The organism is Vibrio sp. SNU_ST1, from assembly GCF_030563405.1.
Taxonomy (GTDB): Bacteria; Pseudomonadota; Gammaproteobacteria; order Enterobacterales; family Vibrionaceae; genus Vibrio.
In genome coordinates this window covers 1295210-1319869 of the sequence record NZ_CP130748.1, presented here as the reverse complement: position 1 = coordinate 1319869, position 24660 = coordinate 1295210, and the positions used below count along the sequence as shown (strand labels likewise).

Here is a 24660-nt window from a genome sequence, read left to right as displayed (position 1 = left end):
CTATCGCCCAGACCTAATTTTCAATGATTGATCCTTTTTCTTTATTTATAAAAAAGCCGAACGGTTAAGTTCGGCTTTAGAAATCGCACTATCTTGTCTCTATTAATAGAAAAAGCGGCTACTAACAGAAAGGGAACTACGCACTCATGATTCTTGATACTGCGTTGCGAATGTCTGAGTCAGCCGCATTGGCAGGCAAGCTGAATGAGATGTATTGGTCGCCGCGGAAGCTCATTGAGCGGTCAATTTCTGCTAGACAGTGAACCATTGAACCTTCAACGATGAATGACAGCTCTATCTCTTTATTATTCATGAAACCGCCGCTGCGAAATTCAATCTCTTGGTAACAGCCTGAGCGAGAAGCAAAGCTATTGCCTTTCAAGAAGCCCTTCTCTACATCAGCTTTCACCATTGCCATTCCCGATGCTTCCACACCTTGGATGATTTTAGCGACTGTTGGCAATGGGTGTACGGAGATGAAGTCGCGGTCTTTAGGATCAATCGCGAAGCCGATATCTAGGTTGGTTTCAACCCACACATGACATTGGTTCATTTGTGCATTCAATGCTGTGACCGGCGTTTCATCATTTAGCTTAAGACGAAATGGGACTTGCTTGGTTTCACCCGGTTGAATAACGAAAGGCTCTACAGCTTGAATACGACCCAGTGAAAAGGTTTCGTAACTGGTGCTGTCTTCCGTTTCTACTTTTACTTCTGTATTGAGAACCAAGTTAATCAGGTCGATTTGTTGCTCAACGTCGCCGCCAATAATGTGAACATTGCCAGACAACTCTCCACCTTGGAAAACTTCAATATTATCTAAGACGGTATCAACTTTTGCTGCACCGATGCCCAACGAGGCCTTTAATTTCTTAAACATATTATTTCCCTTTCTAATTATCTGATTTACGAATAGTTATTGCATGACAATTTGCGACACTTGCCTCACAGAATCAAGTAATTTGCCCCATCTATGTTGAATAAGGTCACATTGCCCGAGGAAATGTTGAAATCATGAAAAAATCCGTTACTCTATTTGTATAGTCAAATAAGGTTTCATTATGTCGAAAGCGCCGCTCTACCTTCAGATAAAACAGTTCATAGACGACAATATCACCAGTGGTCACTGGCCAGTGGGTTACCAGATAACCACAGAGCTCGAACTCACCGAGCAGTTCAAAGTGAGTCGAATGACAGTGAATAAAGCCATTCGAGATCTGGTGTCTGAAGGCAAGCTCATTAGGAAGCCAAGACTGGGCACTTTTGTTTGTGAACTAGACGAAAAAGCGCAATCTCCCCTGCTTGATATCAATAACATCGCCCAAGAGATCAAAGACCGTGGCCAAACGTATACTAGCCAAGTTATCAAACACGATAGTATCAAGGCTGATGAAAGCACGGCTACACGGTTAGGTGTGATGATTAACGCAGAAGTGTTCTATAGTGAAATCATACACTTTGCCGACAATACACCGATACAATTGGAAGCGCGTTGGGTGAACTCGCTAGCTGCTCCCAAATACCTAGAGCAAGACTTTTCAACCTCTACACCCAACGAATACCTTTCAAAAAGTTGCCCGTTGAGTGCTATCGAACACACGGTTGAAGCCATTATTCCTGACTCTCAAATAAGAACGTCACTAAAGCTTTCTGAATCAGAGCCTTGCCTACTTTTGAATAGAAGAACATGGAGCAAAGAACGCCTAATCAGCTTTGCATTGCTCTACCATCCTGGCTCTAAGTACAAATTAAGCTCCAAGATACTTCTAGATTAAAGAACATCATCCTGATCGCCGATCACATTTTTGCAACATCAACTTGATTCGGGTCAGCGTTTAGCCTATTTATTTGTATATACATTTAATGTTTAGCAAAGATCTAGGTGATTATGAATTTGATCCTCAAAAACGCACGAGTGGTCTCGATGAGCTCGGGAGCCAATGGTTATCAGCCTTCTTCCCCGCAAGATATCGTTATAGAAAACGGTAAGATCGTGTCCATCTCTTGTTCAAACCACGAGGCACTTGCTTCTGAGTTAGGGCAACCAAGCATTGATGATTCTTTGGATTACGTCACCTATGACTGCAAGAACAAGCTAGTAACACCTGGGTTAATTGATTGCCACACTCACCTCGTATTTGCGGGTAATCGGGCCAATGAATTTGAACAGCGTTTGAATGGTGTGTCTTACACCGACATCGCCAAGCAAGGCGGCGGTATTCTAGCGACAGTCACCGCAACACGTGCAGCGCAAGAGTCTGAACTGGTTGAAATGGCTTTGCCTAGACTCGATGGCCTGCTAAGAAGTGGCGTAACCAGCATCGAAGTAAAATCTGGCTATGGTTTAACGCTTGATGATGAACTCAAGATGTTACGCGCGGCGAAAGCGTTGGAGAATCACCGCCGTATTAAGATCACCACCACTCTCCTTGCTGCCCATGCTGTGCCGCCCGAATACCAAGAGCAGCCGGACAGCTATATTGATCTGGTTTGCCAAGAGATCATCCCTAAAGCGGCTGAACAAGGCCTAGCCGATGCGGTTGACGTGTTCTGCGAATCTATCGGCTTCAACCTTGAACAAACCGAACGTGTATTTTCAGCAGCCAAAGAACATGGGCTCGCGATTAAAGGCCACACCGAACAGCTTTCTAATATGGGTGGCAGCGCGCTTGCAGCAAAATACGGCGCACTCTCTGTTGACCATGTTGAGTACCTTGATGAAACTGGAGTCAAGGCACTGGCGGAATCAGGCACAGTTGCCACCTTATTACCGGGTGCTTTCTATTTCTTGAAAGAGACTCAACAGCCGCCCGTCGCCCTACTTCGTGAACACAACATTCCAATGGCGATAGCGACCGACTTAAACCCCGGCACTTCTCCTTTTGCTGACTTAACACTAATGATGAACATGAGCTGCACTCTGTTTGGTACGACGCCTGAAGAAGCGCTACGCGGTGTAACTTGTCATGCTGCGGCAGCCATTGGCGAGTCACAAACCAAAGGTAAAATTGAAGTGGGTTATGCCGCTGATTTGGCTATCTGGAATATCGAGCACCCTGCCGATCTAAGCTATCAAGTCGGTGTTCCTCATCTGCATAAACGCATTGTTAATGGCGAGGTGTGTCATGACTCAATCTAAATCCAACGGTATTCAAGAGAACGTAAAAACCGTGCATAACTTTATGTGGGCTGGGCGCAATGATCTTGAAGATGGCTCACTCGGCACACGCGTACATCACATTACCAAACAAGTGCAAAGTAGTGATTTAAGCAACGAACTTACTGATGGCGCTATCGCTTTAGTAGGCTTTGCCAGCGATGCAGGTGTGGCAAGAAATAAAGGACGAGTGGGCGCGAAGCAAGCACCCAACCTGATTCGTCAAGCGTTGGCTAATATGGCTTGGCACAGTGACGCTCACATCGCGGACCTTGGTGATATCGAGTGCAATGATGGCCAGCTCGAAGTCAGCCAAAAACAGTGTGCTTCTGTGATTGCCAATGCTCTATCAACTAACAAAGTGATTACCCTTGGCGGTGGTCATGAAGTGGCTTGGGCATCGTTCCAAGGCCTCGCTGAGCACCTAAATAAAATTCAACCAGAGCGCAAACCTAAAATAGGCATCGTTAACTTTGATGCTCACTTTGATCTTCGTGAATTTGAAAGCGACGTCGCCGACGTTAAACCGAGCTCAGGCACGCCTTTTAACCAGATCAGCGATTACTGCCAAACGCATCAATGGCCGTTTCATTACGCTTGTCTTGGCGTTAGCGCGGCCAGTAATACCAAAGCACTGTTCAACAAAGCCGACCAACTGGGCGTTTGGTATGAACACGACCGCAACATGACCCAAGTGAACCAAGTCGCTCAACTGGTTAAGTTGCAAAAATTCATCGCCGAGTGTGATTACCTCTATCTCACCATTGATCTTGATGTTTTCCCCGCAGCCACCGCGCCGGGCGTAAGTGCACCAGCAGCAAGAGGCGTGAGCTATGAAACACTCGCTCCTTTTCTAGAACAGATTTTCAAACACAGTGAAAAACTCATTATCGCGGACATTGCGGAATACAACCCAGACTACGACATCGATGGCCAAACGGCTCGATTAGCGGCACGTTTGTGTTGGGACATAGCCAGTGCAATGGCCAGCGACTAATCCAGCTATACCGATAACTACAACTACAACTACAACTACAACTACAACTACAACTACAACTACAACTACAACGATATAACGTGAAACAGAAGGAATTCCAAAATGACGGAACACCACAACAGTGACCCTCGTCTCGACACGACTCGCGAAATTCGCGCACCTCATGGCACCACTTTGCGCGCTAAATCTTGGTTAACAGAAGCACCACTGCGTATGTTGATGAATAACCTAGACCCTGATGTGGCAGAACATCCACATGCACTGGTTGTGTATGGCGGTATCGGTCGTGCGGCACGTGATTGGAAATGTTATGACAAGATTGTTGAAGTATTAGAACGTTTAGAAGACGACCAAACATTACTTGTTCAATCTGGTAAACCTGTGGGCGTGTTCCCGACTCATAAGAACGCACCTCGCGTACTGATCGCTAACTCTAACCTTGTTCCTCATTGGGCGAACTGGGAGCACTTCAACGAACTCGATAAAGAAGGCTTGATGATGTACGGCCAAATGACAGCAGGCAGCTGGATTTACATTGGCTCTCAAGGCATAGTTCAAGGTACTTACGAAACCTTTGTCGCTATCGCGAAGAAGCACTTCCAAGGTGAAGCGAATGGCAAGTGGGTTCTAACTGGCGGCCTTGGCGGTATGGGCGGCGCTCAGCCTCTTGCTGCAACTATGGCTGGCTTCTCAATGATCGCGGTTGAATGTGACGAATCACGAATCGACTACCGCTTGCGTACTGGCTATGTCGACAAAAAAGCCACCAGCATTGATGAAGCGATGGCAATGATTAAAGAATCAGACACGCCAATTTCTGTTGGCTTACTTGGTAACGCAGCAGACGTATACCCAGAGCTTGTTGAACGTAATATCACGCCAGACGTAGTGACTGACCAAACTTCTGCACACGATCCACTGAACGGCTACTTGCCACAAGGTTGGACGATGGAGAAAGCGGCTCAAGAACGTTTAGTTGATGAAGCTAAGGTGGTGAAAGCCGCTAAGCAATCAATGGCTATTCAAGTACAAGCGATGCTAGATCTACAATACCGTGGTGCTGCGACCGTAGATTACGGTAACAACATTCGCCAAATGGCACTGGAAGAAGGCGTGGAAAACGCATTTGATTTCCCAGGATTTGTTCCTGCTTATATTCGTCCTCTGTTCTGTGAAGGCATCGGTCCATTCCGTTGGGCTGCCCTATCTGGCGACCCAGAAGACATCTACAAAACAGACCAAAAAGTAAAAGAGCTGATTCCAGACAACCCACACCTGCACAACTGGTTAGATATGGCACGTGAACGCATTCAGTTCCAGGGCCTACCAGCTCGTATTTGTTGGGTTGGTTTGAAAGGTCGTGAACGTTTGGGCCAAGCATTCAATGAAATGGTTAAGAATGGCGAACTTAAAGCACCCGTTGTTATCGGTCGTGACCACCTAGATTCAGGCTCAGTAGCAAGCCCGAACCGTGAAACGGAAGGCATGATGGATGGATCAGATGCTGTATCAGATTGGCCTCTATTGAACGCCCTTCTAAATACTGCAGGCGGCGCAACATGGGTTTCTCTGCACCACGGTGGTGGTGTTGGCATGGGCTTCTCACAACACTCAGGTATGGTGATTTGTTGTGACGGCAGTGACGATGCATCACAACGTATTGCTCGCGTACTTCACAACGACCCAGCAACCGGCGTTATGCGTCATGCTGATGCGGGTTACGATATTGCCAAGCAGTGTGCTAAAGAGCAGAAGCTTGATTTACCAATGCTAAACGAAGAACTTCGTCGCCTTTAATGTCTGGAGAAAACATGTTGAATTTATTACTTAAACCAGGACTTCTAGGCCTGCCTGAACTTCGCAAAATTAGCCGTAGCCCTGTGAACTTATCACTCGATCCAGCAGCGATTCCTGATATTGAAGCGAGCATGCACGTTGTCGAACAAGTGATTGCTGAAGATCGCACTGTGTATGGGATCAATACGGGTTTTGGCTTGTTAGCAAATACCAAAATCGCCCCTGAGGATTTAGAAGTACTACAGAAAAGTATCGTGCTTTCTCACGCAGCGGGCATCGGCAAATTCATGTCGGATGAGACTGTACGTTTGATGATGGTGCTGAAGATTAACAGCTTGTCTCGTGGTTACTCGGGTATCCGACTCAAGGTAATCAACGCTCTTATCGATCTAGTAAACGCGCAGGTTTACCCGTGTGTACCACAAAAAGGATCAGTTGGCGCTTCTGGAGACCTCGCTCCTCTTGCACATATGAGTACAGTTCTACTAGGTGAAGGCCAAGCACGCCACAACGGCAAAATCATCACAGGTTTAGAAGCTATGCAGATCGCAGGCTTAGAGCCTATAACGCTAGCACCTAAAGAAGGCTTAGCTCTGTTAAACGGCACACAAGCATCGACAGCATTCGCGTTAGAAGGTCTGTTCGCAGCTGAAGACTTGTTTGCGTCTGCAACCGTGTGTGGTGCGATGTCTGTAGAAGCGGCTCTAGGTAGCCGTCGTCCGTTTGACCCTCGTATACACCGCGTTCGTGGTCACCGAGGCCAGATGGATGCAGCACTTGCTTACCGCCATATGCTTGATCAAAAAAGTGAGATTGGTGAATCACACACTTGCTGTGAAAAGGTTCAAGATCCTTACTCACTGCGTTGTCAGCCTCAAGTAATGGGAGCATGTTTACAGCAAATTCGTAACTCAGCAGAAACTTTAAACATTGAAGCAAATGCTGTATCCGACAACCCACTTGTTTTCGCTGACGATGGCGACATCATTTCAGGTGGTAACTTCCACGCAGAACCTGTCGCAATGGCAGCCGATAACCTTGCATTAGCCATTGCCGAGATCGGTAGCTTGTCAGAGCGTAGAATGGCGTTGTTGATTGATAGCGCGCTAAGCAAACTACCGCCTTTCTTAGTCGATAACGGCGGCGTGAACTCGGGCTTTATGATTGCTCAAGTAACATCAGCAGCATTAGCAAGTGAGAATAAAACCCTGGCTCACCCGGCATCAATAGACAGCCTTCCGACATCAGCAAACCAAGAAGATCACGTATCAATGGCTACCTTTGCCGCTCGTAGACTTAGATACATGGCTGAAAATACCCGTGGGATATTGGCAGTCGAATATTTGGCAGCAGCACAAGGGCTAGACTTCCGCGCTCCGAATCTATCTTCTCCTCGTGTGGAAGAAGCAAAGCAGATTCTGCGTGAGAACGTGAGCTTCTACGATAAAGACCGATATTTTGCACCGGATATTGAACAAGCTAACCTATTACTCAAGTTATCCGTTCATAACCACCTAATGCCAGAAGGTACATTGTCAAGTTTTTAGTACTTTCCGTATACTGGGCTGTACTCTCGTTACAGCCCACTTATCTATAAAAATGAATACACTTATTGATAGGAGTGATACTATCCGAAAAATCATCACTCACCGTCGGAAAGTTCATTACCAATGATAACAAAAAAATCCCCAATCCTACTTACAACAGCCCTTATCAGCACCTTATTCTTAGCCGGCTGTGGATCAGACTCAAGCAATAAAGCACCAACAAAACCAACGACTCCAACGACTCCAACGACTCCAACGACTCCAACGACTCCAACGCTAACGAAAGTCGCGACCTATACCAGCATTAAAAACTGTTCAACAGCAGCTGAAGTGCCAAACTGTGCTTTTGAAGAAGGTATTTACATTCTGCCGATTGGTCCAAACATTACTCAAGTTCAGCAAGATGCCGTAAAACTGCAAGTCGAAAATTTGCTTAAATGGGCTCATGATGATGTGAGAAAACAGTTTAGCCAGAAAAAAATACTCATTGGTATTTCCGAAGAAGAGCCAAATCCATCAACAGCCCACGGTAAGTTCATTATTGCACTTGCACAAAACATCTATGCGAGCAGCCCTAATATCAATGGCTTAGAATTGATTTACACTACAAGATCGGGGATAGATGAAACGCAAAGTACCACGACATATCAAAAACTGCTGCAAATCTTCGATTACTACGTTGATGGTGATAACAATACAGCCGTGGGTGCTGAATTAACCAAAAGCTACGAAGGCTTCAAAACTCTTGTTAATAAGAAGATAGGAACCGGTACACAAGCTCTAGGTTACCTAAAATATAACGAATGTAATTACGGTAACGGACAATTAGGTTCAGATCGTATTGATGGCACTCCAAGTAAATGCCTAGCAAATAATGGTACGAGCATTAACGACGAAGGCGATGATATTTCAAACGGCAAGTTAGACTATACCCACACTATCAAAAAGAACCTCAACCCAGGTGCATTTTTAGGATTAGTGTATGAATACAAAGTAAACCCTGCTAACGGTAAATACCCGAACGAGCTCAAAGACGCAAACCAGCCAAAAGGCTTTACTGCGGTCGGTAAAATTGCAAGTGGTGAAACAACAACAGCTAATTACCCATTTAACTATGCGAACCTTGCTTTTACACCAATGAGTGATTATTTAGATAAGTGGTTCTTCCCTAATAAAAAATAAGCTTATATAAATGAAGGTCTAGATTTTCTAGACCTTAATTATTTCCATCACCAATCCCCCTCTTCACCAGTCTTCCCTTTTTTTAGCCTCCGTAAACTGGATAGACCATTAAAACCAAGTTAGTTAGCTATAATCCCCGCCAGATTTGATGACTAATAGCGATACTATGTTTCTGACACCTTACTTTTCTACTGAAGACAATCAATTTCAATTCACTCGTGAACAAGCTAGCCACTTTGCAAAAAAAGTAGCCGCTGACTTCAACCCAATTCACGATGAAGACAACAAGCGCTTCTGCGTGCCTGGCGATCTTTTGTTTGCAGTACTTCTGCAAAAAGAAGGCATCAGCCAAAAAATGCGTTTTGATTTTTCAGGTATGGTGGGTAACGGTATTGCGCTAAGCGTTGACAACAAATGTGAAAAAGAAAGCTCATTGGTTGACGAGAAAGGCAAAGAGTACCTACACATGTCTTGTGAAGGTGAAAAGAGCCACGATCAAGCGTTCATCGAACACGTAGTAACAAACTACGTTAAGTTCTCTGGTATGAACTTCCCGCACATAATGGTTCCTCTTATGGAAGAACAGCAAATGATGATCAACTGCCAACGTCCTCTTGTGATTTACGAGAGCATGGAAGTTGAATTTACTCGCCTAGACCTATCTCACCCAGAAGTTGAGTTCTCTAGTGCGACTTTTGATGTTGAAGGCAAGCGCGGTATCGTGACACTAAACTTTGATTTCAAAGAAGACGGAGAAGTAGTCGGTAAAGGCGTAAAGCGCATGGTAGCAAGTGGCCTTAAGCCATACGACCAAGCTTCTGTAGACGACCTAGTAAACCGCTTCAACGAACGTAAAGAGATGTTTCTAGCTCAGTTCGCAGCTGCCGCTTAATCAGCATCCTTATTTACACATCTCAATGTAAATAAGCTCTCAAAAGAGATCAATAAAGCCCAGCTTGGTATCACAAGCTGGGCTTTTTTATTTCGATGACTAATTACCCTAAGCTCTAAGCCTGCACTCAAGTCAATACTAAATCCAGCGCCTAACCTTTTGTTTATAGTCAACATACTCTGCACCAAATAGCTGTTCTAGTGCTCGCTCTTCTGGCTTAATTTGGAACTGATTCATGTACATTACGAATACAAAACTGAGTAAAACACTGAACAGGTTTTGGAAAAAGTAACCAAAGCAAAACAATAGTATGAATAGCCCTAGATACATTGGGTTTCGCGTGTAGCCAAAGATTCCACTGTCCACAACTGCAGAAGCGGTGTCGACTTTGATCGGGTTAACGGTGGTTTTCTGTTTTCGAAATTCCAATATACCGGATATTCCAATCACACCACTCAATGCAACTCCGATACCTAACACAACTACTCCATAAGGTAATGCCAGTGTCCCTTGGCTCAACTGCTGAGCGCAGAAGTATGATGCTACGAATACAATAATGAACAGTGCAACGGGTGGTACTTTTAATTCTAGAAATTTCATACTTTTCCTTATTAACATTCCTTTGTTAGTTTAGAAAAAAGCCCAGCAATTGCTGGGCTAAATGTATTAAAGAATTTTTGCTAGCGCTTGTAATGGGTGAGCAAGCTTCTCACCTTCAAAACGCTTCACTTGGCTACGGCAAGAATAACCCGTCACCAAGCAACGATCTTTTGGTAAGTCCTGCATTTGAGGCTTCCAGCTTAAACCGTATATGTCTTTCGACATTTGCAATTTATCAACTTCATGGCCAAAGGTACCCGCCATACCACAACAGCCGACAGGAACGCTGGTAAGTGCAGCGCCAAAGTGTTTGAAGATAGTGCCCCACTCTTTTTCAGCGTTTGGCATCTTGGTCTTCTCGGTACAGTGAGCGAACAAGTACCACATCTCTTCGCTTGCTGAACGCGCTTCAAAGTCACCGAGCGACGGCATTAACCATTCATGTACGGTGAGCACATCAAAGTCGCCACGCTTATCCGCTAAGATCTCGACATACTCATCGCGGTAACAAAGCACTAGTGCAGGGTCGACGCCCACTAAAGGAATACCGATATCAGCGACCATCGACAAGAAATCAGACGTCGATTTAGCCTCACGTGCAAAACGATTTAAGAAACCCTTGATGTGCAGCGCTTTACCATTAGGCTTAAACGGCAACAACACCGGAGTTTTACCAAGCTTTTGAGCCAGAGTGACGAAGTCTTCAACCACCTCGGCATCATAGAAGCTAGTAAACGGATCTTGGACGATCAATACATGCTGTTTCTTCTCTTCAGAAGACAAGCCTTCTAAGTACTGTAAGTCGAAGAGTTGCAGTTCTTTGCTCGCTAGACGATTTTTTAGCGTAGGCACCGACATCAAAGGTGCATCAACATATCCGACCGTTTTAGCCGTTGCGGTTTGTATCCACTTTTGACCCAAGGCAGCGTTCACTACTTTTGGCGCTTTCGCCATCAGCGGCAGCATGGTTTCAATGTTAGCGACTAAATAGTCTTTTGCTGGGCGCTGGTAACGCGAATAGTAGATGTTTAAGAATCGAGAACGGAAACTTGGTACATCAACTTTGATCGGACACTGGCTCGCACACGCTTTACACGCTAAACAACCGTTCATCGCTTCATGAACTTCATGCGAGAAATCGTACTCATGGCGTTTGTTCATCGTGTTACGAACACGTTCCACCATGGTTTTAATCGGAGTATTGTCCTTCAGCGCTTCTTGCTCTAAATCGAGAATATCGACGCCTTGCTCAGTCAATTGACGCAACCATTCTCGAACCAAGCCTGCACGGCCTTTTGGTGAATGACGACGGTCAGCCGTGACTTTCATCGAAGGACACATTGGCGAACTCGTATCGTAGTTGAAACACAAGCCGTTACCATTACATTCCATCGCTTGCTTGAAGCTATCACGGACTTGTACGTCGATCTGGCGATCGTAAAAACCACGCTTGGTATCAGTGACTTTCACCAACTCAGCATCGCTTTCTAACGGCGTACAAATCTTGCCTGGGTTCATCTTGTTGTGCGGGTCGAATGCCGCTTTAACTCGTCTTAATTCGGTAAACAGCTCTTCACCAAAGAAGTCAGGACCATACTCAGAGCGGAAGCCTTTACCGTGTTCACCCCACATCAAGCCGCCGTATTTCGCCACCAGCTTAACCACTTCATCAGAGACTTCATGCATCAATGCTTCTTGCATCGGGTCACACAAATCTAAAGCAGGACGAACGTGTAGTACGCCTGCATCAACGTGACCAAACATGCCGTAGTTCAACTCTTTTGAATCGAGCAGTACTCTAAATTCAGAGATGAAGTCGGCCAAGTTTTCTGGAGGTACACAAGTATCTTCAGCAAAAGCGACCGGCTTAGCTCGGCCTTTCGCCGCACCTAATAGACCCACAGCTTTCTTACGCATGTTGTAGATTCGGCCAATGCTCGCCAAATCACTGCACACTTGGAAGCCAATCACACCCGCTTCTTCAGTTGCTACCATGCTTTCAAGCTGTGCGGTCAGCGCTTGAACTTGTTGTTCAACTTCCGCTTCATCTTGGCCTGCAAACTCAACCATGTTGATGCCAAGCATCTCTTTATTTGGAACATCCATCAGCAAGTCGCTCACGGTGTGCCAAACAATGTCTTGTTTCGCTAGGTTCAATACTCTTGAGTCAACGGTTTCAACAGACAGCGCTTTCGCTTCTACCATAAACGGCGCATTGCGCAGTGCAGAATCGAACGTGTTGTATTTCACGTTAACCAACGTTCGTGCTTTTGGAATCGGCGTTAGGTTGAGCTTTGCTTCAGTGATAAACGCTAATGAGCCTTCCGCACCACATAGAACACGAGTCAGGTCAAAGCTATCGTCTTCTTCGTTTATTGCATTCTTCAGGTCGTAGCCCGTAAGGAATCGATTTAACGGAGGAAATTTGTTGAGGATTTGAGCGCGCTTATCTCGACAAACGGCTTCAGTTACTGCAAGTGCATGGTGAGCAAATTCACCTTCAGCAGGTAAGCCGTGTGATAAATCGGATTCGAGACATGAACCATCTGCGAAGACCACTTGCAGCGACAACACATGATCAGACGTTTTACCGTACTTCAATGACCCTTGGCCCGAAGCATCGGTATTGATCATGCCGCCTAAGGTTGCTCGGTTACTGGTAGAAAGGTCTGGAGAGAAAAAGTAACCATACGGACGCACAGCATCGTTCAATTGGTCTTTAACGATACCTGACTGAACTCTTACCCAGCCTTCTTGCTCGTTTATCTCAAGAACCTTGTTCATATAACGAGACAAGTCAACCACGACACCTTTTGTTAAAGACTGTCCGTTAGTCCCGGTACCACCGCCACGAGGGGAAAAGGTCACGCGTTCGTAAGCAGATTTTGCACCCACTTTACCTATCAACACAACGTCTTGAGTTGTTTTAGGAAGAATGACTGCCTGCGGCAATTGCTGATAGACACTGTTATCAGTCGCCACAGCCAAACGGCTAGAATATTGAGATTCGATGTCGCCAGTAAAGCCCGCTGTTTTTAGTTCATCTAAAAAGCGTACGACAACTGGATCGACATCAGCATTGAGTTGAAGTCTTGGTAACATTTGCTTCCTGCCCCTACTTCGCTGATCCTATCAGCATTGGGTTATCTGAGGTTTTTAATATTTTTCTTTGAATTTCGTCACTTTACTACTATTAAGATCATATAAAAAGGTGATCAAATAAGAATCTCGGTGCAAGAATGGAGAAATAGTCACTTTCGTCTTAATTCAGTAGTAAGATAGTAGATAACTTTTTTACGACATCTCCACGAGCAAATCACAATGAAAAAAAGCAAAACAGTCACAACTGAAGATATTCTTCTTAAGCTATGCCAATCAGTTTCAAGCGTACTCACTTCAGCGACGGCTTCACAGGTGTCCTACTCAGCGATGGTTCAAAAGATCAACAAGACAAGCCTTAAGCCTGATTTTGGTTGTTTCGTCTTGTTCGACGGCGGTTTTTCAGGTCTTGTTGTTATCAATTTTACGTCGAAAGCCGCACTAGAGATCTACACAAATTACATGCGTAACATGGGCATGCCTGAAGACGAGCTCGCTGTACTTCATACTTCAGACGAAGTGGGTGATGTATTGGGTGAGTTGATGAACCAGTTGGTTGGAGATTTCACAAATAAGATCCGTAAAGAACTGCAAACTAACATCACCCAAAACCAACCGAAAATGCTGGCACTAAACAAGCAAGTAAACCTCTCTGTTGATACTAACTTAGATCGCCCACAAGCTCGTCGTGTTACTTTCTCTACTGCCGACAACAACATTTTCTACCTTGAGCTTGCAATGGACAAAACAGAATTCATCCAATTGGAAGAATTTGAAGTTGCTGAAGACGAATGTCCAGATAGCATTCTTGAAGCGACTCAGAAAAAAATGCAAGAACCAAAACAGTCAGAGCAAAGTTCAGTCAACGATTCTGCAGCCGATCTACTCGATGAACTTGGAATCTAGTTTGCGAAAGCTCTAGCACTTCCTAAAAATCGTGCCACTAACGCCATCAATCCTCTTGATGGCGTTTTGTTTTGTCAGTGAGCCGCCGCTTCCTTCCTATATCCTTATCCTTATCCTTATCCTTATCCTTATCCTTATCCTTATCCTTATCCTTATCCTTCACAATAGTTCACCACATTCCTACAAATGACTTTTGACTTTGCTGTTACTCGCCAAAACATGTAAAATGTTGGACTTTTAAAAATTTGCGGTAATGATTAAGTTGTCGATGGATAAGAAAAAAGCCCTAAAGAAAATTGCCAAGTGTCTTGAACTTGGAAATTCTGCGAACGTCAATGAAGCTGCCAATGCGATAAAAATGGCGCATAACTTGATGCTGAAATATGGTCTCGAAAAGGACGATATTGAATTTATCAAGATGGGAAAAACTCAATCCAGTCACCTGTTACCTGCAAATATCAGCTCTACACTGCTGCGTGTTATTCGTGGTATTAACACCAAGTTTGGCGTAGAAGCCGTGTTACTGAATCACAAAGGCCTTAAACGCGTTGAATTCATTGGTGAAGCCGATCGCGCTATCTTCGCGGCTTTTGCGTTCGATATTATTTATCGCGAACTGAATGAGCACACTGGCCAATTCAGAAACAGTTTCGCGGGCTCGGGAACAGGGACACTAGAAGTAACACGTCGCGTAAACTCTTACGTTTCGGGTTGGGTAGAAGGTGCGCTTGAAAAACTACCTGTTATCACCCCAGACGACGAGTCAAACAACAAGATCAATAACTACATTGATAAAGAGTTCCAAAACATCGACCGCGAAACGTTCAAACAACAACTCAGAGAAGCGATGAAAAACCTCACCGCAGACTATGAAGTTGGTTTGAAGAAAGGTCGAAAACTGTCTGTAAATCGACCAGTTGGCGGAACTCAAGCCGTTAAAAAGATAACTAAATCATAGAGCCACTTTACATTACTTCAGCGTATTGATAAAAACCACCGATAGGACTTATTGTTGTCTTTCGTAATTTATGCGTTTGACAAAAGTACATGATGGAGAAATACGTTGAAAAAAATCACACTAGCCCTAGCACTCACTGTTGCTCTAACGGGCTGTCAAGCGACACAACGCCAAAACGCTACAACTGGCGAATCTGAGACTAATTCCGCAACTCAAGGCGCTTTAATTGGTGCAATTGCCGGTGCTGTTGCTGGTGCTGCTACGGGTGACGACTCTAAAGACCGCCGCAAGCGTGCACTCATCGGTGCAGCAGGTGGTGCCGCAGTTGGCGGTGGTATCGGTTACTACTTTGACCAGCAAGAAGCTGCACTTCGTGAAGAACTCATGAACTCTGGCGTTCAAGTAGAGCGCGTTGGTGAGAACCAACTTCTACTTCGCCTAGAGAACGGCATCGGTTTTGCTTCTGGTTCTTACGCTTTAGAATCAAACATTCACAAAACACTTCGCGGCGTTGCGCGCATCTTAGTTGAATACCCAGACACTAGCCTAGTGATCGAAGGTCACACTGACAGCACAGGCAGCGAGTCTTCTAACCAAGTTCTTTCTGAGCGTCGTGCTGAATCGGTTCGTGCATTCTTGATCTCTCAAGACGTTGCTGCAGGCCGTGCCATTGCTCGAGGTAACGGTGAGCGTTACCCTCTATGTGACAACAACACCTCTCAAGGTCGCGCTTGTAACCGTCGCGTAGAAATTCAAATCTTGCCGCTTAAGTAGCACGATTAAAGCCCAGTTCGTCTTTATCTATTGAATTAACCTCTATATAGTTGCTTGTTCAAAATCACACGACTAGTCATATTCATACTGATATACCGACTCTGGGCTTTTTTACGAGACTTATCTATTGTTTATCCTATACAACTTTCTGCCATCATCAATTCTCAGAACTCTATTTTTTTCCCTCATATTTTCCACAATACAGTTCTCTACTACACACTTCGTTCATGCCAAAAGCAACGTTGCATTCTCGATAGAACCTCAAGATCCAGTTTCTCAATACCAACTAGCCCAAGCTTATGAATCAGGTATTGATGTCCCTTTGAGCACCAGCGATGCATTTTATTGGTACTCGCAATCCGCAGAAAACGGCAATGCAAATGCGCAATTTAGGCTGGGGGAATGGTACTTGGCTGGATCAGATGTGGAACAAAGCAATAAGCTTGCGTTGGAATGGTTTATTAAATCAGCGCTACAAGGAAATCAGCGCGCGCCTATCGAAGTCGCAAAGCTCTACGAATCCTCACTTGAGCAAGAGCTCCTAAAACCATTAGATGAAGCACAACTATGGTATGAAGCGGCCTTAAAAAACAATCCAAAAGCCGAAGATGGCTATAACCGCATTCTGGAAGCGCAATTCAACGAGCAACGTGCCAAGCAGATCTCTTCGATTGAGAAGCTCAATGACAACGTCATTGCTGAAAGCAGCACGAATCAGAGGCTATCTAATCCAGAGCGAGCAAGTCACTCCCCTTCTTCTCAGCCCCCTAGAGAGCAGGCAACACGTTCTAACCTAACGTATTCAGACTATCTGATTGGCGCAGCCTTAGCCGTGTTAATTTCAATTGTCAGCATTATCTTGACTCTGGTGATATCAAAAAGAAGACACGCTCTAAAATCTGGTAAATTGGGGCAACAAAAGCAGACACTTGAAGCACAGCTTAGCTCGAAGGACTTCACTATTAAGCAGCAAAAACGTCAGCTGCACACCATGTTCCATGAGTTAAAAAAACAGAAAAGTGACAACAGCCTGAACAATTTACAAGTAGCCTGCGCTCTATTTGGGTATACACCTAGCTCAATTCCGAATCAAAAAAGCATTAAAATTCGATATAAACAGCTATCCAAAATCTACCACCCTGATGGTTACGGATGTGACGAAGAGATGAAACGTTTGAACAATTCGCTAAAAACCATCCTTAAGAGTGTTGCAAAAACGTAAACAACCAAGCAAACTCGATTTCCAAAGTCGCAAAGATATCGATTTTATTAGTACTGCAATCGATCCCCCTCTCAAAAACAGGTAACAAACTATTAACTAATGAGTCTTACTTGTGTCATAATTTGCGCCGAAAATACACCTGACTTAAACAGGTGAGGAGAGAATATGTTCACAATAGAAGGCGTTTGTGATTGGTGCAAAAAGCCAAGCCTAGTTAAAAAGCACGACTACCTAGATGGTAAGTGTCATCATGCATGTCAAGAGTGCAATGATATGGCAACCATTGATGTTCGCCAGTTCAATATTGGTGAAATGGAAATGAGAGCAAAACTCTCCCAAGCGACATTGAGATAAGCAACACCGTTGAAATATAAGAAAGCGCCTAAGGCGCTTTTTTTGTATCTGAGATTTATCTTCTTATCTTCTTATCTTCTTATCTTCTTATCTTCTTATCTTCTATACAGGTATATACAGTACTTTTCTGTCAAAACCACTGTATACACCTGTATAAAGCTCACATTTCTTCAACTTATGAGACAAAACAACAAATTCATTCAAATTTAATTTTTATACCATTTTCAATAACTTAAACAAAAGCAGCATCTATAACCAAGCAAGATCGTCCAATAATCCCTCAAAAAACGCTTGATCTTATAAGCAACAAAAACTACTGTATACACATACAGCATGTATATAAGGACAGCAAAATGATTCCAGCACACGTTAAAGCACAACACTCTAGCCCGCTAACTCACTGCGTATTTACATCCGTCTCTCGTGAAACAAAAAGTTCAAACGAAGAAGCGTTGTTTGCCAAAATGGCGTTGCTGTCCAATCAACATCAGTGGTTACTGTTTACGGCTCAAACACCAAGACCATCGGCTAAACAGCTGCAGCAACATAATGTTTGCTGTGATCGTGTTATTCACATGAAAGCCTCTAATCAAATGACAGAAGTAGAAACCGTCGAGAAAGCCATTCGATCTAAGAATGCGAGCGCGATTGTTGCGAGTGCTTCGATTGATCAATTCAGTCAGCAATACCTAAGAACATTAGGAATGCGCTTTCAGTGTGAAGTCTTCTTTATTGATGCCAATTCAGAGCGTATTCACTAGACCACCTTGCTTAATAACATGTTGGCTCATAAACATAGCCCATAAACATAGCTTAATCTTTTAGCTAACAAACTTAAGTTAACTTGACATCATAGCTCCAAAACACAGTCCAAATATACTCCCTTCCCCTGCCCTACAATTCGCCAATTTTTTAGCAGATTGTTAGGCGGGGGTTTTTATTTAAACAATAGATTTAGCAATCGTTTGCTTTTTCTCTGGAAGCAAATAGTAGATTGGGTATAATGCCCGTCTAATCATGTGCACACCGCACTTCTCTGTATGACGTTTGATAAAAGATAGGAATGTCTAAATGAGCCTTGCTGATCAAGTTCTTGCCGTAAATGATGACCTACCAATCCGTACTGATAAACCTGTCCACAGTGGCAAGGTTCGCTCAGTCTACTGGTTAACTGAAGAAGATAGCCAACGACTAATTAAAGAGAAAGGCTACGATGTAGCACCAGATGCGCCTTTAGCAATCATGGTGATCAGTGACCGTATATCTGCATTTGATTGTATCTGGCGTGGTGAAGGGAATCTAAAAGGTGTTCCAGGTAAGGGAGCCGCTCTGAATGCTATCTCTAACCACTGGTTCAAATTGTTTAAAGACAACGGCCTCGCTGACAGTCATATTCTTGATATCCCTCACCCGTTCGTATGGATTGTACAAAAAGCTCGCCCAGTCATGATCGAAGCAATTTGTCGTCAATACATCACAGGTTCAATGTGGCGTGCATACGCAAACGGCGAACGTGAATTCTGCGGTATCGAGATGCCAGAAGGCCTTGAGAAAGACAAAAAGTTACCTGAGCTACTGATCACGCCTTCTACAAAAGGGATTTTGAAAGGGATTCCTGGTGTTCCAGAAGCTGACGATGTGAACATCACACGTAACAACATCGAAGATAACTTCGCAGCGTTCAACTTTACTCAAGCAAGTGACATTGCGCATTACGAGAAACTGCTAAAAGAAGGCTTCAACGTAATTAGCCAAGCGCTAGCAAAAGTCGATCAAACCTTTGTCGATACGAAATTTGAGTTCGGCTATGTGAACGATGCTCAAGGCAAAGAAAAGCTTATCTACATGGACGAAGTTGGTACTCCAGATTCATCTCGCATTTGGGATACTCAGGAATACAACAACGGCAACATCGTTGAGAATTCAAAAGAAGGCTTCCGTCAGTTCTTGCTTAACTACTTCCCTGATGCCGACATTCTTTTGAATAAAGAACGCATGCCAGAGCGTGAAGCGTTAGCTCGTGACAATGAACTTCCATTGAATTCATTAATGTCTCTGTCACGTACTTATCTTGATATCGCGGCGAAGATTACAGGCGCGGAAATCGTACTGAGTGAGAACCCTAAGCAAGAGATCATCGATATATTGCGTGCCGACTACGGCCTAATCGATTAATCGCGGTTCGATATCGCGTTCTGCCTAAGTACAAGAGCTGCTCAAATACAAGAGCTACTTAAATACAAAAAGGGCCTCATTATTGAGGCCCTTCTTACATGTACGTTTTAATCTTATTTGAGCTAAGCTCTAAGCTCTACTGATAGATTAAAGCTTGATAGTCAACTCTTCTCCAGAATTCTCGGCAATCACCAAATGACTGCGCGATTCAATGTACTCGATCTGCTCTTCTTCAAGAGAATATGGCATAGCAACTTTGAGTTCATTGATCCCCTCTAGCTTGGCTAGCTTGAGTAAGGTAACAATGTTTGACTCATCACTTTTACGCGTCGACATCGATTTCAATGCCATCTGCCATAAACGATCTTCAGGGCTTGCGAGCTCTTTAATGCTATCTCGCCAGACGGTACTGAATACTGGCGCAATCGTGGTTAGTGCTTCCAGAAAAGTCCATTTTTTACTGCATGAGGCGCCAAGAAATGTTGTGTAATCAAACTCTACACGCGTCTCTGTCTGTTTATCCATGATGTCCCCCGACACTTTGACAACACAATATACTCAATATCTATCAACTCTTTCTATATAGCAATAGGATATAGAAGAATAGTCTTTTATGACCTTTTGATTGGTTAAAAAGGCATATAAAAATCAAACTTGTAACAAAATAAGTACTGAAAAAACATATATGCACCTATTTGATTAATATTTTAGAGATAAAACTAATCCATCTATTTGATATCAATTATCCGACTCGCTTTTTTGTACTGAATACGCCAGCCAGACCATGTCGGGAGCTCCCAACGTTTTGGCGATAACTTTCGACTGCCCGATTGATAATGAACGTAAATCAGCTTGCGTGCCGGCAGGTATTCGACTTCGAGTTGCAAGTCGGCAAGGCTCAATGCAAACGGGTACTTTTCCGAAAACTCTGAATAGAGCCAAGTCGGGATACCATCGAATGGAATATCAGCATGGTCGAACATTTCCAATTCGCTCACATCAGTGACACCTAACACTTCAAGCTGCTCTATCAACCATAGCTCAAAGTTAATATTCTCAATTTCTGGTGTGTATTTGGTTTGCTCATCGAGACCGAGTTTCACATACAGCTGCCAATGTTTGATTTGTTGAGTGCGAGCTTCTGCAAAACCGGGAAGTTGAACCCCATTCGATACAAGATCGACGATGGGCTTTAGCGATAGTTGCCCTTCCGCTGCCACGAGCTTAGTCGTGATCGTGCGGCCGGCATACACCAACGCCATCCCAGTATAGACGCCTTCATCATTCACAATCGTTTCACCTTGCTCCCACTCTCCTAGCTCAGCATCAATGATAAGCTCAAGAGGAATGGGGGCCGTGACCGTCGCTAAGGTCAGTGTTTGCTTAACGCCTCTTCCCGGCAAACTATGAGTGTCTAACACCAACATCGCTTGTGCATTGTCAGGGAAACGATTCTGACGGCCGAGTACTACCTCTAACGCTCCATTGGCAAAAGCTTCTTTCCTTCTCAACCTGCGTACAAACACCAGTTCAGGATGCAGATTCACAATGATCTTAAGCAGTTCAATACGCTGTAAACGTGACGAGACTTCTAATTGAGGAAGTTCAAACACCTCACGCATTTGCTTAGCCAGTCCTTGTGCTTCATTCAGTGCCTGTTGGTCTATTTCTAAATGCGGATATTCGCGACCACGCACAATCTGAATTAACAGGCTTAAATCACACCCTTCTTTCTCTTTTTGCGCCAGAGCTTCTAGATGTTCTGCATTGTTTGATAACTGATATAAGCGAGCAGGAACGGACAGCGCCGCTGTGAGATCGACCATCGCCTCTTTTAATGCTTTGGATTTAATTCGAGTAACAATATCGGCATACAAAGCGTCAATCGGCAACGGATACAGCTTTTTGCCATGCTCGGTAATTTGATGGTCGGCGTTAATCGCTTCCATCGTCATTAAGGTTTGAGTCGCACTGTTTAGTGATTTTTCCGGAATAGGATCGAGGAAAGACAAACTCTCAAGCGGAGATCCACAGCACGCCGCGGCCAACATAGGTTCGGTCAGCTCTTCACGCTGCAATTCAGGCGGTGTGACTAACTCTAACGCCGCATGCTCACCATATAGACGCACACAAACACCATCCATCACTCTACCCGCTCGGCCAGCTCGTTGCTTGGCACTGGCTCGTGATATCGATTTAAGCATCAGAGTCGTTCTACCGTTTCGTTGAACGGTGCGTCTTTCTAATCCTGAATCTATCACCACGCCAATGTCAGGAATGGTTAATGAGGTTTCAGCAACGTTAGTTGCAAGAATGACTTTTCTCAGGCCATTACCTTCAGTATTAATATTACGACCCGATAACGCTAAATCTCGCTCTTTATCACTGACTGACGCATGCAATTTAACGACTTGGATATCTGGATTTTTCGCTAAGGCTTGTTCGCATTGCACGATCTCTTTTTTACCCGGCAGAAAAACCAACATGTCACCAGAAGATGCAATCAGTTGGTGATTCACTTCTTCGGCAATGCGTTGCTCTAGGTGTCGAATATCGGGCAATGCTCTTGACTCATTCGCTCGGTGTTCAATAGCAACTTGATAAGTTCGGCCTTCACAACTGATTCGATTCGCATCCAAATAATGAGCAAGGCGCTCACCTTCAATGGTTGCTGAAGTGATCACCAAACGATGACTCGCTTTTTGTTTGAGGATCGCCACCAGCAAATCAATGTCCCAGCGCCTCTCATGAAATTCATCGACTACGATGACATCAAAGCCAGCAAGCCCATCTTCAGATAGCCAACGCAGCGCGATACCGGGCGTCACAAAAACAACGTTAGTTTTCTCGTTGTATTCAGACTCAAGTTTGATCGCATAACCAATTTTGTCACCAAGCTTTTCGCCCGATTGTAGGGCGAGATATTTAGCTAATGAGGTACAAGCTATTCGTCTTGGTTCAACCACAAGCACTCGCCCATGTTGGCAAGCCCAAATTGGTAAGCGCGTTGATTTACCCGACCCGGTTTCCGCTTCTACTACTAGGTGAGAATTAGCGATTTGTTCGTGAAATACGTTTTGATAAGCATCGATGGGAAGTAATGACATAAAAAAGAGGCGTCGCGAAAAAGTGTGAGCAAAGTATAACGAATTATGGTGCTAAAATTCGATAAGTGTGGGACATGGGTAAGAATATCATTTTGTTTGCAAAGATCGGAGGTAAACTATTTACAATTGAATAACTAAACCGTTATCATTTTTCGGTTACCCTTTCTCCCATATTAGGCATCTAATGAACAACGATAAACGCCCTCTATATATCCCTTATGCTGGTCCTGCTCTACTAAGTACCCCTCTTCTAAACAAAGGCAGCGCATTCTCTGCTGAAGAGCGCAGTTCTTTCAACCTTGAAGGCTTGTTACCGGAAACAACCGAAACAATCCAAGAGCAAGTAGGACGTGCATACAAGCAATATTGTAACTTCGAAAGTGATATGGATAAGCATATCTACCTTCGTAACATCCAAGACACTAATGAAACGCTTTTTTATCGTTTAGTTCAAAACCACATTTCTGAAATGATGCCTATCATTTACACGCCAACGGTTGGCGCAGCATGTGAGAACTTCTCAAATATTTACCGTCGTGGCCGTGGTCTGTTTATCTCGTACCCGAACCGCGATCGTATCGATGACCTACTGAACAATGCGACAAACCACAACGTTAAAGTTATCGTGGTTACGGATGGTGAGCGTATTCTTGGTTTGGGAGACCAAGGTATCGGTGGCATGGGTATTCCAATTGGTAAGCTAGCACTTTACACAGCTTGTGGCGGTATCAGCCCAGCTTACATGCTACCAATCGTGCTCGATGTGGGTACAAACAACCCGCAGCGTCTTGCTGACCCAATGTACATGGGCTGGCGTCACCCTCGTATCACGGGTGCTGATTACGATGCATTTGTTGAAGAATTCATCCAAGCCGTTCAACGCCGTTGGCCTGACGCATTAGTTCAGTTCGAAGATTTCGCACAAAAGAACGCAATGCCACTGCTTGAACGTTACAAAGATCGCCTCTGTTGTTTCAACGATGATATCCAAGGTACAGCCGCTGTAACGGTTGGTTCTCTACTTGCAGCATGTAAAGCAGCGAACAGCAAACTGTCAGACCAACGCATCACCTTCCTCGGTGCGGGTTCTGCAGGTTGTGGTATTGCTGAAGCGATCATTGCTCAAATGGTGTCTGAAGGTATCAGCGATGCACAAGCTCGCTCTCAAGTTTACATGGTTGACCGTTGGGGTCTGCTACAGGAAGGCATGCAAAACCTGCTTGATTTCCAACAGCGTCTAGTTCAAACCAACGCGAACACCAAAGATTGGGAAAGCGACGGCACTGGTTTCTCTCTACTAGACGTTGTTCGTCACGCGAAACCTACGGTATTGGTTGGCGTATCTGGTGCGCCGGGTCTGTTCAGCAAAGAAGTCATCAAAGAGATGAACCTGCACTGTGAGCGTCCTATCGTGTTCCCACTGTCAAACCCAACAAGCCGTGTTGAAGCAACACCAAATGATATTATTCGTTGGACTGACGGCCAAGCTCTTGTTGCGACTGGTAGCCCGTTTGAGCCAGTGGTTCACAACGGCACCACTTACCCAATCGCTCAGTGTAATAACAGCTACATCTTCCCAGGTATTGGCCTTGGTGTATTGGCTGTGAATGCTTCACGCATCACTGACGAAATGCTAATGGAATCAAGCCGAGCACTTGCAACCTGTTCTCCACTTGCTATCAATGGCTCAGGTGCTCTACTTCCACCATTGGAAGAGATCCACACCGTATCTAAGAAGATTGCTTTTGCCGTTGGTAAAAAAGCGATTGAGCAAGGTGTTGCTCTAGAGATCACTGAAGAAGCACTACAACAAGCGATTGACCAGCACTTCTGGCAGCCGGTTTACCGTCGCTACAAGCGTACTGCATTCTAATAAAACGTGCTGCGCTCTGA

Annotated in this window: 20 protein-coding genes; 15 read left to right on the top strand and 5 right to left on the bottom strand. The window is 44.5% G+C overall.

Going from position 1 to position 24660, the window contains the following annotated elements; all coding sequences use genetic code 11:
• Window positions 1-136: 136 nt before the first annotated feature.
• Window positions 137-880 carry a sporulation protein gene (locus Q5H80_RS05835; RefSeq protein WP_304569199.1) on the bottom strand — a complete coding sequence of 248 codons (744 nt, stop codon included), beginning with the start codon at window positions 878-880 and terminating at the stop codon, window positions 137-139.
• Between the two features lie 181 nt (window positions 881-1061).
• On the opposite strand from Q5H80_RS05835, the gene hutC reads away from it, so the two are divergent.
• The 7 genes from hutC to Q5H80_RS05800 all read left to right on the top strand — a co-directional run bounded on the left by hutC (window position 1062) and on the right by Q5H80_RS05800 (window position 9572).
• The gene (gene hutC / locus Q5H80_RS05830; protein ID WP_304569198.1) at window positions 1062-1775 is read left to right on the top strand and encodes a histidine utilization repressor; all 714 of its coding nucleotides are present in this window, start codon (window positions 1062-1064) and stop codon (window positions 1773-1775) included.
• A 113-nt stretch (window positions 1776-1888) separates the two neighbouring features.
• Window positions 1889-3139, top strand: a complete 1251-nt coding sequence (gene hutI, locus Q5H80_RS05825) for an imidazolonepropionase (RefSeq protein ID WP_304569197.1) — start codon at window positions 1889-1891, stop codon at window positions 3137-3139.
• A complete protein-coding gene (hutG, locus tag Q5H80_RS05820; protein WP_304569196.1) occupies window positions 3126-4154 on the top strand; it encodes a formimidoylglutamase in 1029 nt (342 codons plus the stop codon). Before hutI ends, hutG begins: the two co-directional genes overlap by 14 nt.
• Window positions 4155-4256: 102 nt before the next feature.
• Window positions 4257-5951: a urocanate hydratase gene (hutU, locus tag Q5H80_RS05815; protein ID WP_304569195.1), complete on the top strand. Its 1695-nt coding sequence runs from the start codon at window positions 4257-4259 to the stop codon at window positions 5949-5951.
• A gap of 14 nt (window positions 5952-5965) precedes the next feature.
• Window positions 5966-7498, top strand: a complete 1533-nt coding sequence (gene hutH, locus Q5H80_RS05810; protein WP_304569194.1) for a histidine ammonia-lyase — start codon at window positions 5966-5968, stop codon at window positions 7496-7498.
• A gap of 123 nt (window positions 7499-7621) precedes the next feature.
• Window positions 7622-8680: a histidine ammonia-lyase gene (locus Q5H80_RS05805; RefSeq protein WP_304569193.1), complete on the top strand. Its 1059-nt coding sequence runs from the start codon at window positions 7622-7624 to the stop codon at window positions 8678-8680.
• A gap of 166 nt (window positions 8681-8846) precedes the next feature.
• Window positions 8847-9572 carry a DUF3581 domain-containing protein gene (locus tag Q5H80_RS05800; protein WP_304569192.1) on the top strand — a complete coding sequence of 242 codons (726 nt, stop codon included), beginning with the start codon at window positions 8847-8849 and terminating at the stop codon, window positions 9570-9572.
• A 138-nt stretch (window positions 9573-9710) separates the two neighbouring features.
• Here the strand turns inward: Q5H80_RS05800 and Q5H80_RS05795 are convergent, their stop codons facing one another.
• Window positions 9711-10172: an isoprenylcysteine carboxylmethyltransferase family protein gene (locus Q5H80_RS05795; protein ID WP_304569191.1), complete on the bottom strand. Its 462-nt coding sequence runs from the start codon at window positions 10170-10172 to the stop codon at window positions 9711-9713.
• Between the two features lie 66 nt (window positions 10173-10238).
• Entirely contained in the window at window positions 10239-13274 is a 3036-nt protein-coding gene (locus tag Q5H80_RS05790) for an FAD-binding and (Fe-S)-binding domain-containing protein (protein ID WP_304569190.1), read from the bottom strand.
• 219 nt (window positions 13275-13493) lie between these two features.
• Here Q5H80_RS05790 and Q5H80_RS05785 point away from each other — a divergent pair, with 219 nt between their 5' ends.
• From Q5H80_RS05785 to Q5H80_RS05755, 7 genes are all read left to right on the top strand, one after another.
• Window positions 13494-14177 carry a DUF3334 family protein gene (locus Q5H80_RS05785; RefSeq protein ID WP_304569189.1) on the top strand — a complete coding sequence of 228 codons (684 nt, stop codon included), beginning with the start codon at window positions 13494-13496 and terminating at the stop codon, window positions 14175-14177.
• A 268-nt stretch (window positions 14178-14445) separates the two neighbouring features.
• On the top strand, window positions 14446-15135 hold the full coding sequence (locus Q5H80_RS05780) for a DUF2786 domain-containing protein (protein ID WP_009846484.1): 690 nt from the start codon (window positions 14446-14448) through the stop codon (window positions 15133-15135).
• 105 nt (window positions 15136-15240) lie between these two features.
• The gene (locus Q5H80_RS05775) at window positions 15241-15909 is read left to right on the top strand and encodes an OmpA family protein (protein ID WP_304569188.1); all 669 of its coding nucleotides are present in this window, start codon (window positions 15241-15243) and stop codon (window positions 15907-15909) included.
• 127 nt (window positions 15910-16036) lie between these two features.
• Window positions 16037-17131 carry a tetratricopeptide repeat protein gene (locus Q5H80_RS05770; RefSeq protein ID WP_304569187.1) on the top strand — a complete coding sequence of 365 codons (1095 nt, stop codon included), beginning with the start codon at window positions 16037-16039 and terminating at the stop codon, window positions 17129-17131.
• Window positions 17132-17296: 165 nt separating this feature from the next.
• Entirely contained in the window at window positions 17297-17485 is a 189-nt protein-coding gene (locus Q5H80_RS05765; RefSeq protein ID WP_048659540.1) for a hypothetical protein, read from the top strand.
• Window positions 17486-17838: 353 nt separating this feature from the next.
• Entirely contained in the window at window positions 17839-18246 is a 408-nt protein-coding gene (locus Q5H80_RS05760) for a SulA-like leucine-rich domain-containing protein (protein WP_304569186.1), read from the top strand.
• Between the two features lie 310 nt (window positions 18247-18556).
• A complete protein-coding gene (locus Q5H80_RS05755; protein WP_304569185.1) occupies window positions 18557-19660 on the top strand; it encodes a phosphoribosylaminoimidazolesuccinocarboxamide synthase in 1104 nt (367 codons plus the stop codon).
• A gap of 147 nt (window positions 19661-19807) precedes the next feature.
• Here Q5H80_RS05755 and Q5H80_RS05750 read toward each other — a convergent pair whose 3' ends face one another.
• Complete coding sequence (locus tag Q5H80_RS05750; RefSeq protein WP_304569184.1) at window positions 19808-20185, bottom strand: transporter; 378 nt, start codon at window positions 20183-20185, stop codon at window positions 19808-19810.
• 203 nt (window positions 20186-20388) lie between these two features.
• Window positions 20389-22767 (bottom strand): helicase-related protein, encoded by a 2379-nt coding sequence (locus tag Q5H80_RS05745; RefSeq protein ID WP_304569183.1) that lies wholly within the window; start codon window positions 22765-22767, stop codon window positions 20389-20391.
• Window positions 22768-22951: 184 nt separating this feature from the next.
• Between Q5H80_RS05745 and Q5H80_RS05740 the strand changes: the two genes are divergently transcribed.
• Entirely contained in the window at window positions 22952-24640 is a 1689-nt protein-coding gene (locus Q5H80_RS05740) for an NAD-dependent malic enzyme (protein WP_012603704.1), read from the top strand.
• Window positions 24641-24660 lie beyond the last annotated feature (20 nt).

Coding starts and splice junctions, on each gene's coding strand:
- Q5H80_RS05835 (WP_304569199.1), bottom strand. CDS start 880: ATGTTTAAGAAATTAAAGGCCTCGTTGGGCATCGGTGCAGCAAAAGTT.
- hutC (WP_304569198.1), top strand. CDS start 1,062: ATGTCGAAAGCGCCGCTCTACCTTCAGATAAAACAGTTCATAGACGAC.
- hutI (WP_304569197.1), top strand. CDS start 1,889: ATGAATTTGATCCTCAAAAACGCACGAGTGGTCTCGATGAGCTCGGGA.
- hutG (WP_304569196.1), top strand. CDS start 3,126: ATGACTCAATCTAAATCCAACGGTATTCAAGAGAACGTAAAAACCGTG.
- hutU (WP_304569195.1), top strand. CDS start 4,257: ATGACGGAACACCACAACAGTGACCCTCGTCTCGACACGACTCGCGAA.
- hutH (WP_304569194.1), top strand. CDS start 5,966: ATGTTGAATTTATTACTTAAACCAGGACTTCTAGGCCTGCCTGAACTT.
- Q5H80_RS05805 (WP_304569193.1), top strand. CDS start 7,622: ATGATAACAAAAAAATCCCCAATCCTACTTACAACAGCCCTTATCAGC.
- Q5H80_RS05800 (WP_304569192.1), top strand. CDS start 8,847: ATGTTTCTGACACCTTACTTTTCTACTGAAGACAATCAATTTCAATTC.
- Q5H80_RS05795 (WP_304569191.1), bottom strand. CDS start 10,172: ATGAAATTTCTAGAATTAAAAGTACCACCCGTTGCACTGTTCATTATT.
- Q5H80_RS05790 (WP_304569190.1), bottom strand. CDS start 13,274: ATGTTACCAAGACTTCAACTCAATGCTGATGTCGATCCAGTTGTCGTA.
- Q5H80_RS05785 (WP_304569189.1), top strand. CDS start 13,494: ATGAAAAAAAGCAAAACAGTCACAACTGAAGATATTCTTCTTAAGCTA.
- Q5H80_RS05780 (WP_009846484.1), top strand. CDS start 14,446: ATGGATAAGAAAAAAGCCCTAAAGAAAATTGCCAAGTGTCTTGAACTT.
- Q5H80_RS05765 (WP_048659540.1), top strand. CDS start 17,297: ATGTTCACAATAGAAGGCGTTTGTGATTGGTGCAAAAAGCCAAGCCTA.
- Q5H80_RS05760 (WP_304569186.1), top strand. CDS start 17,839: ATGATTCCAGCACACGTTAAAGCACAACACTCTAGCCCGCTAACTCAC.
- Q5H80_RS05755 (WP_304569185.1), top strand. CDS start 18,557: ATGAGCCTTGCTGATCAAGTTCTTGCCGTAAATGATGACCTACCAATC.
- Q5H80_RS05750 (WP_304569184.1), bottom strand. CDS start 20,185: ATGGATAAACAGACAGAGACGCGTGTAGAGTTTGATTACACAACATTT.
- Q5H80_RS05745 (WP_304569183.1), bottom strand. CDS start 22,767: ATGTCATTACTTCCCATCGATGCTTATCAAAACGTATTTCACGAACAA.
- Q5H80_RS05740 (WP_012603704.1), top strand. CDS start 22,952: ATGAACAACGATAAACGCCCTCTATATATCCCTTATGCTGGTCCTGCT.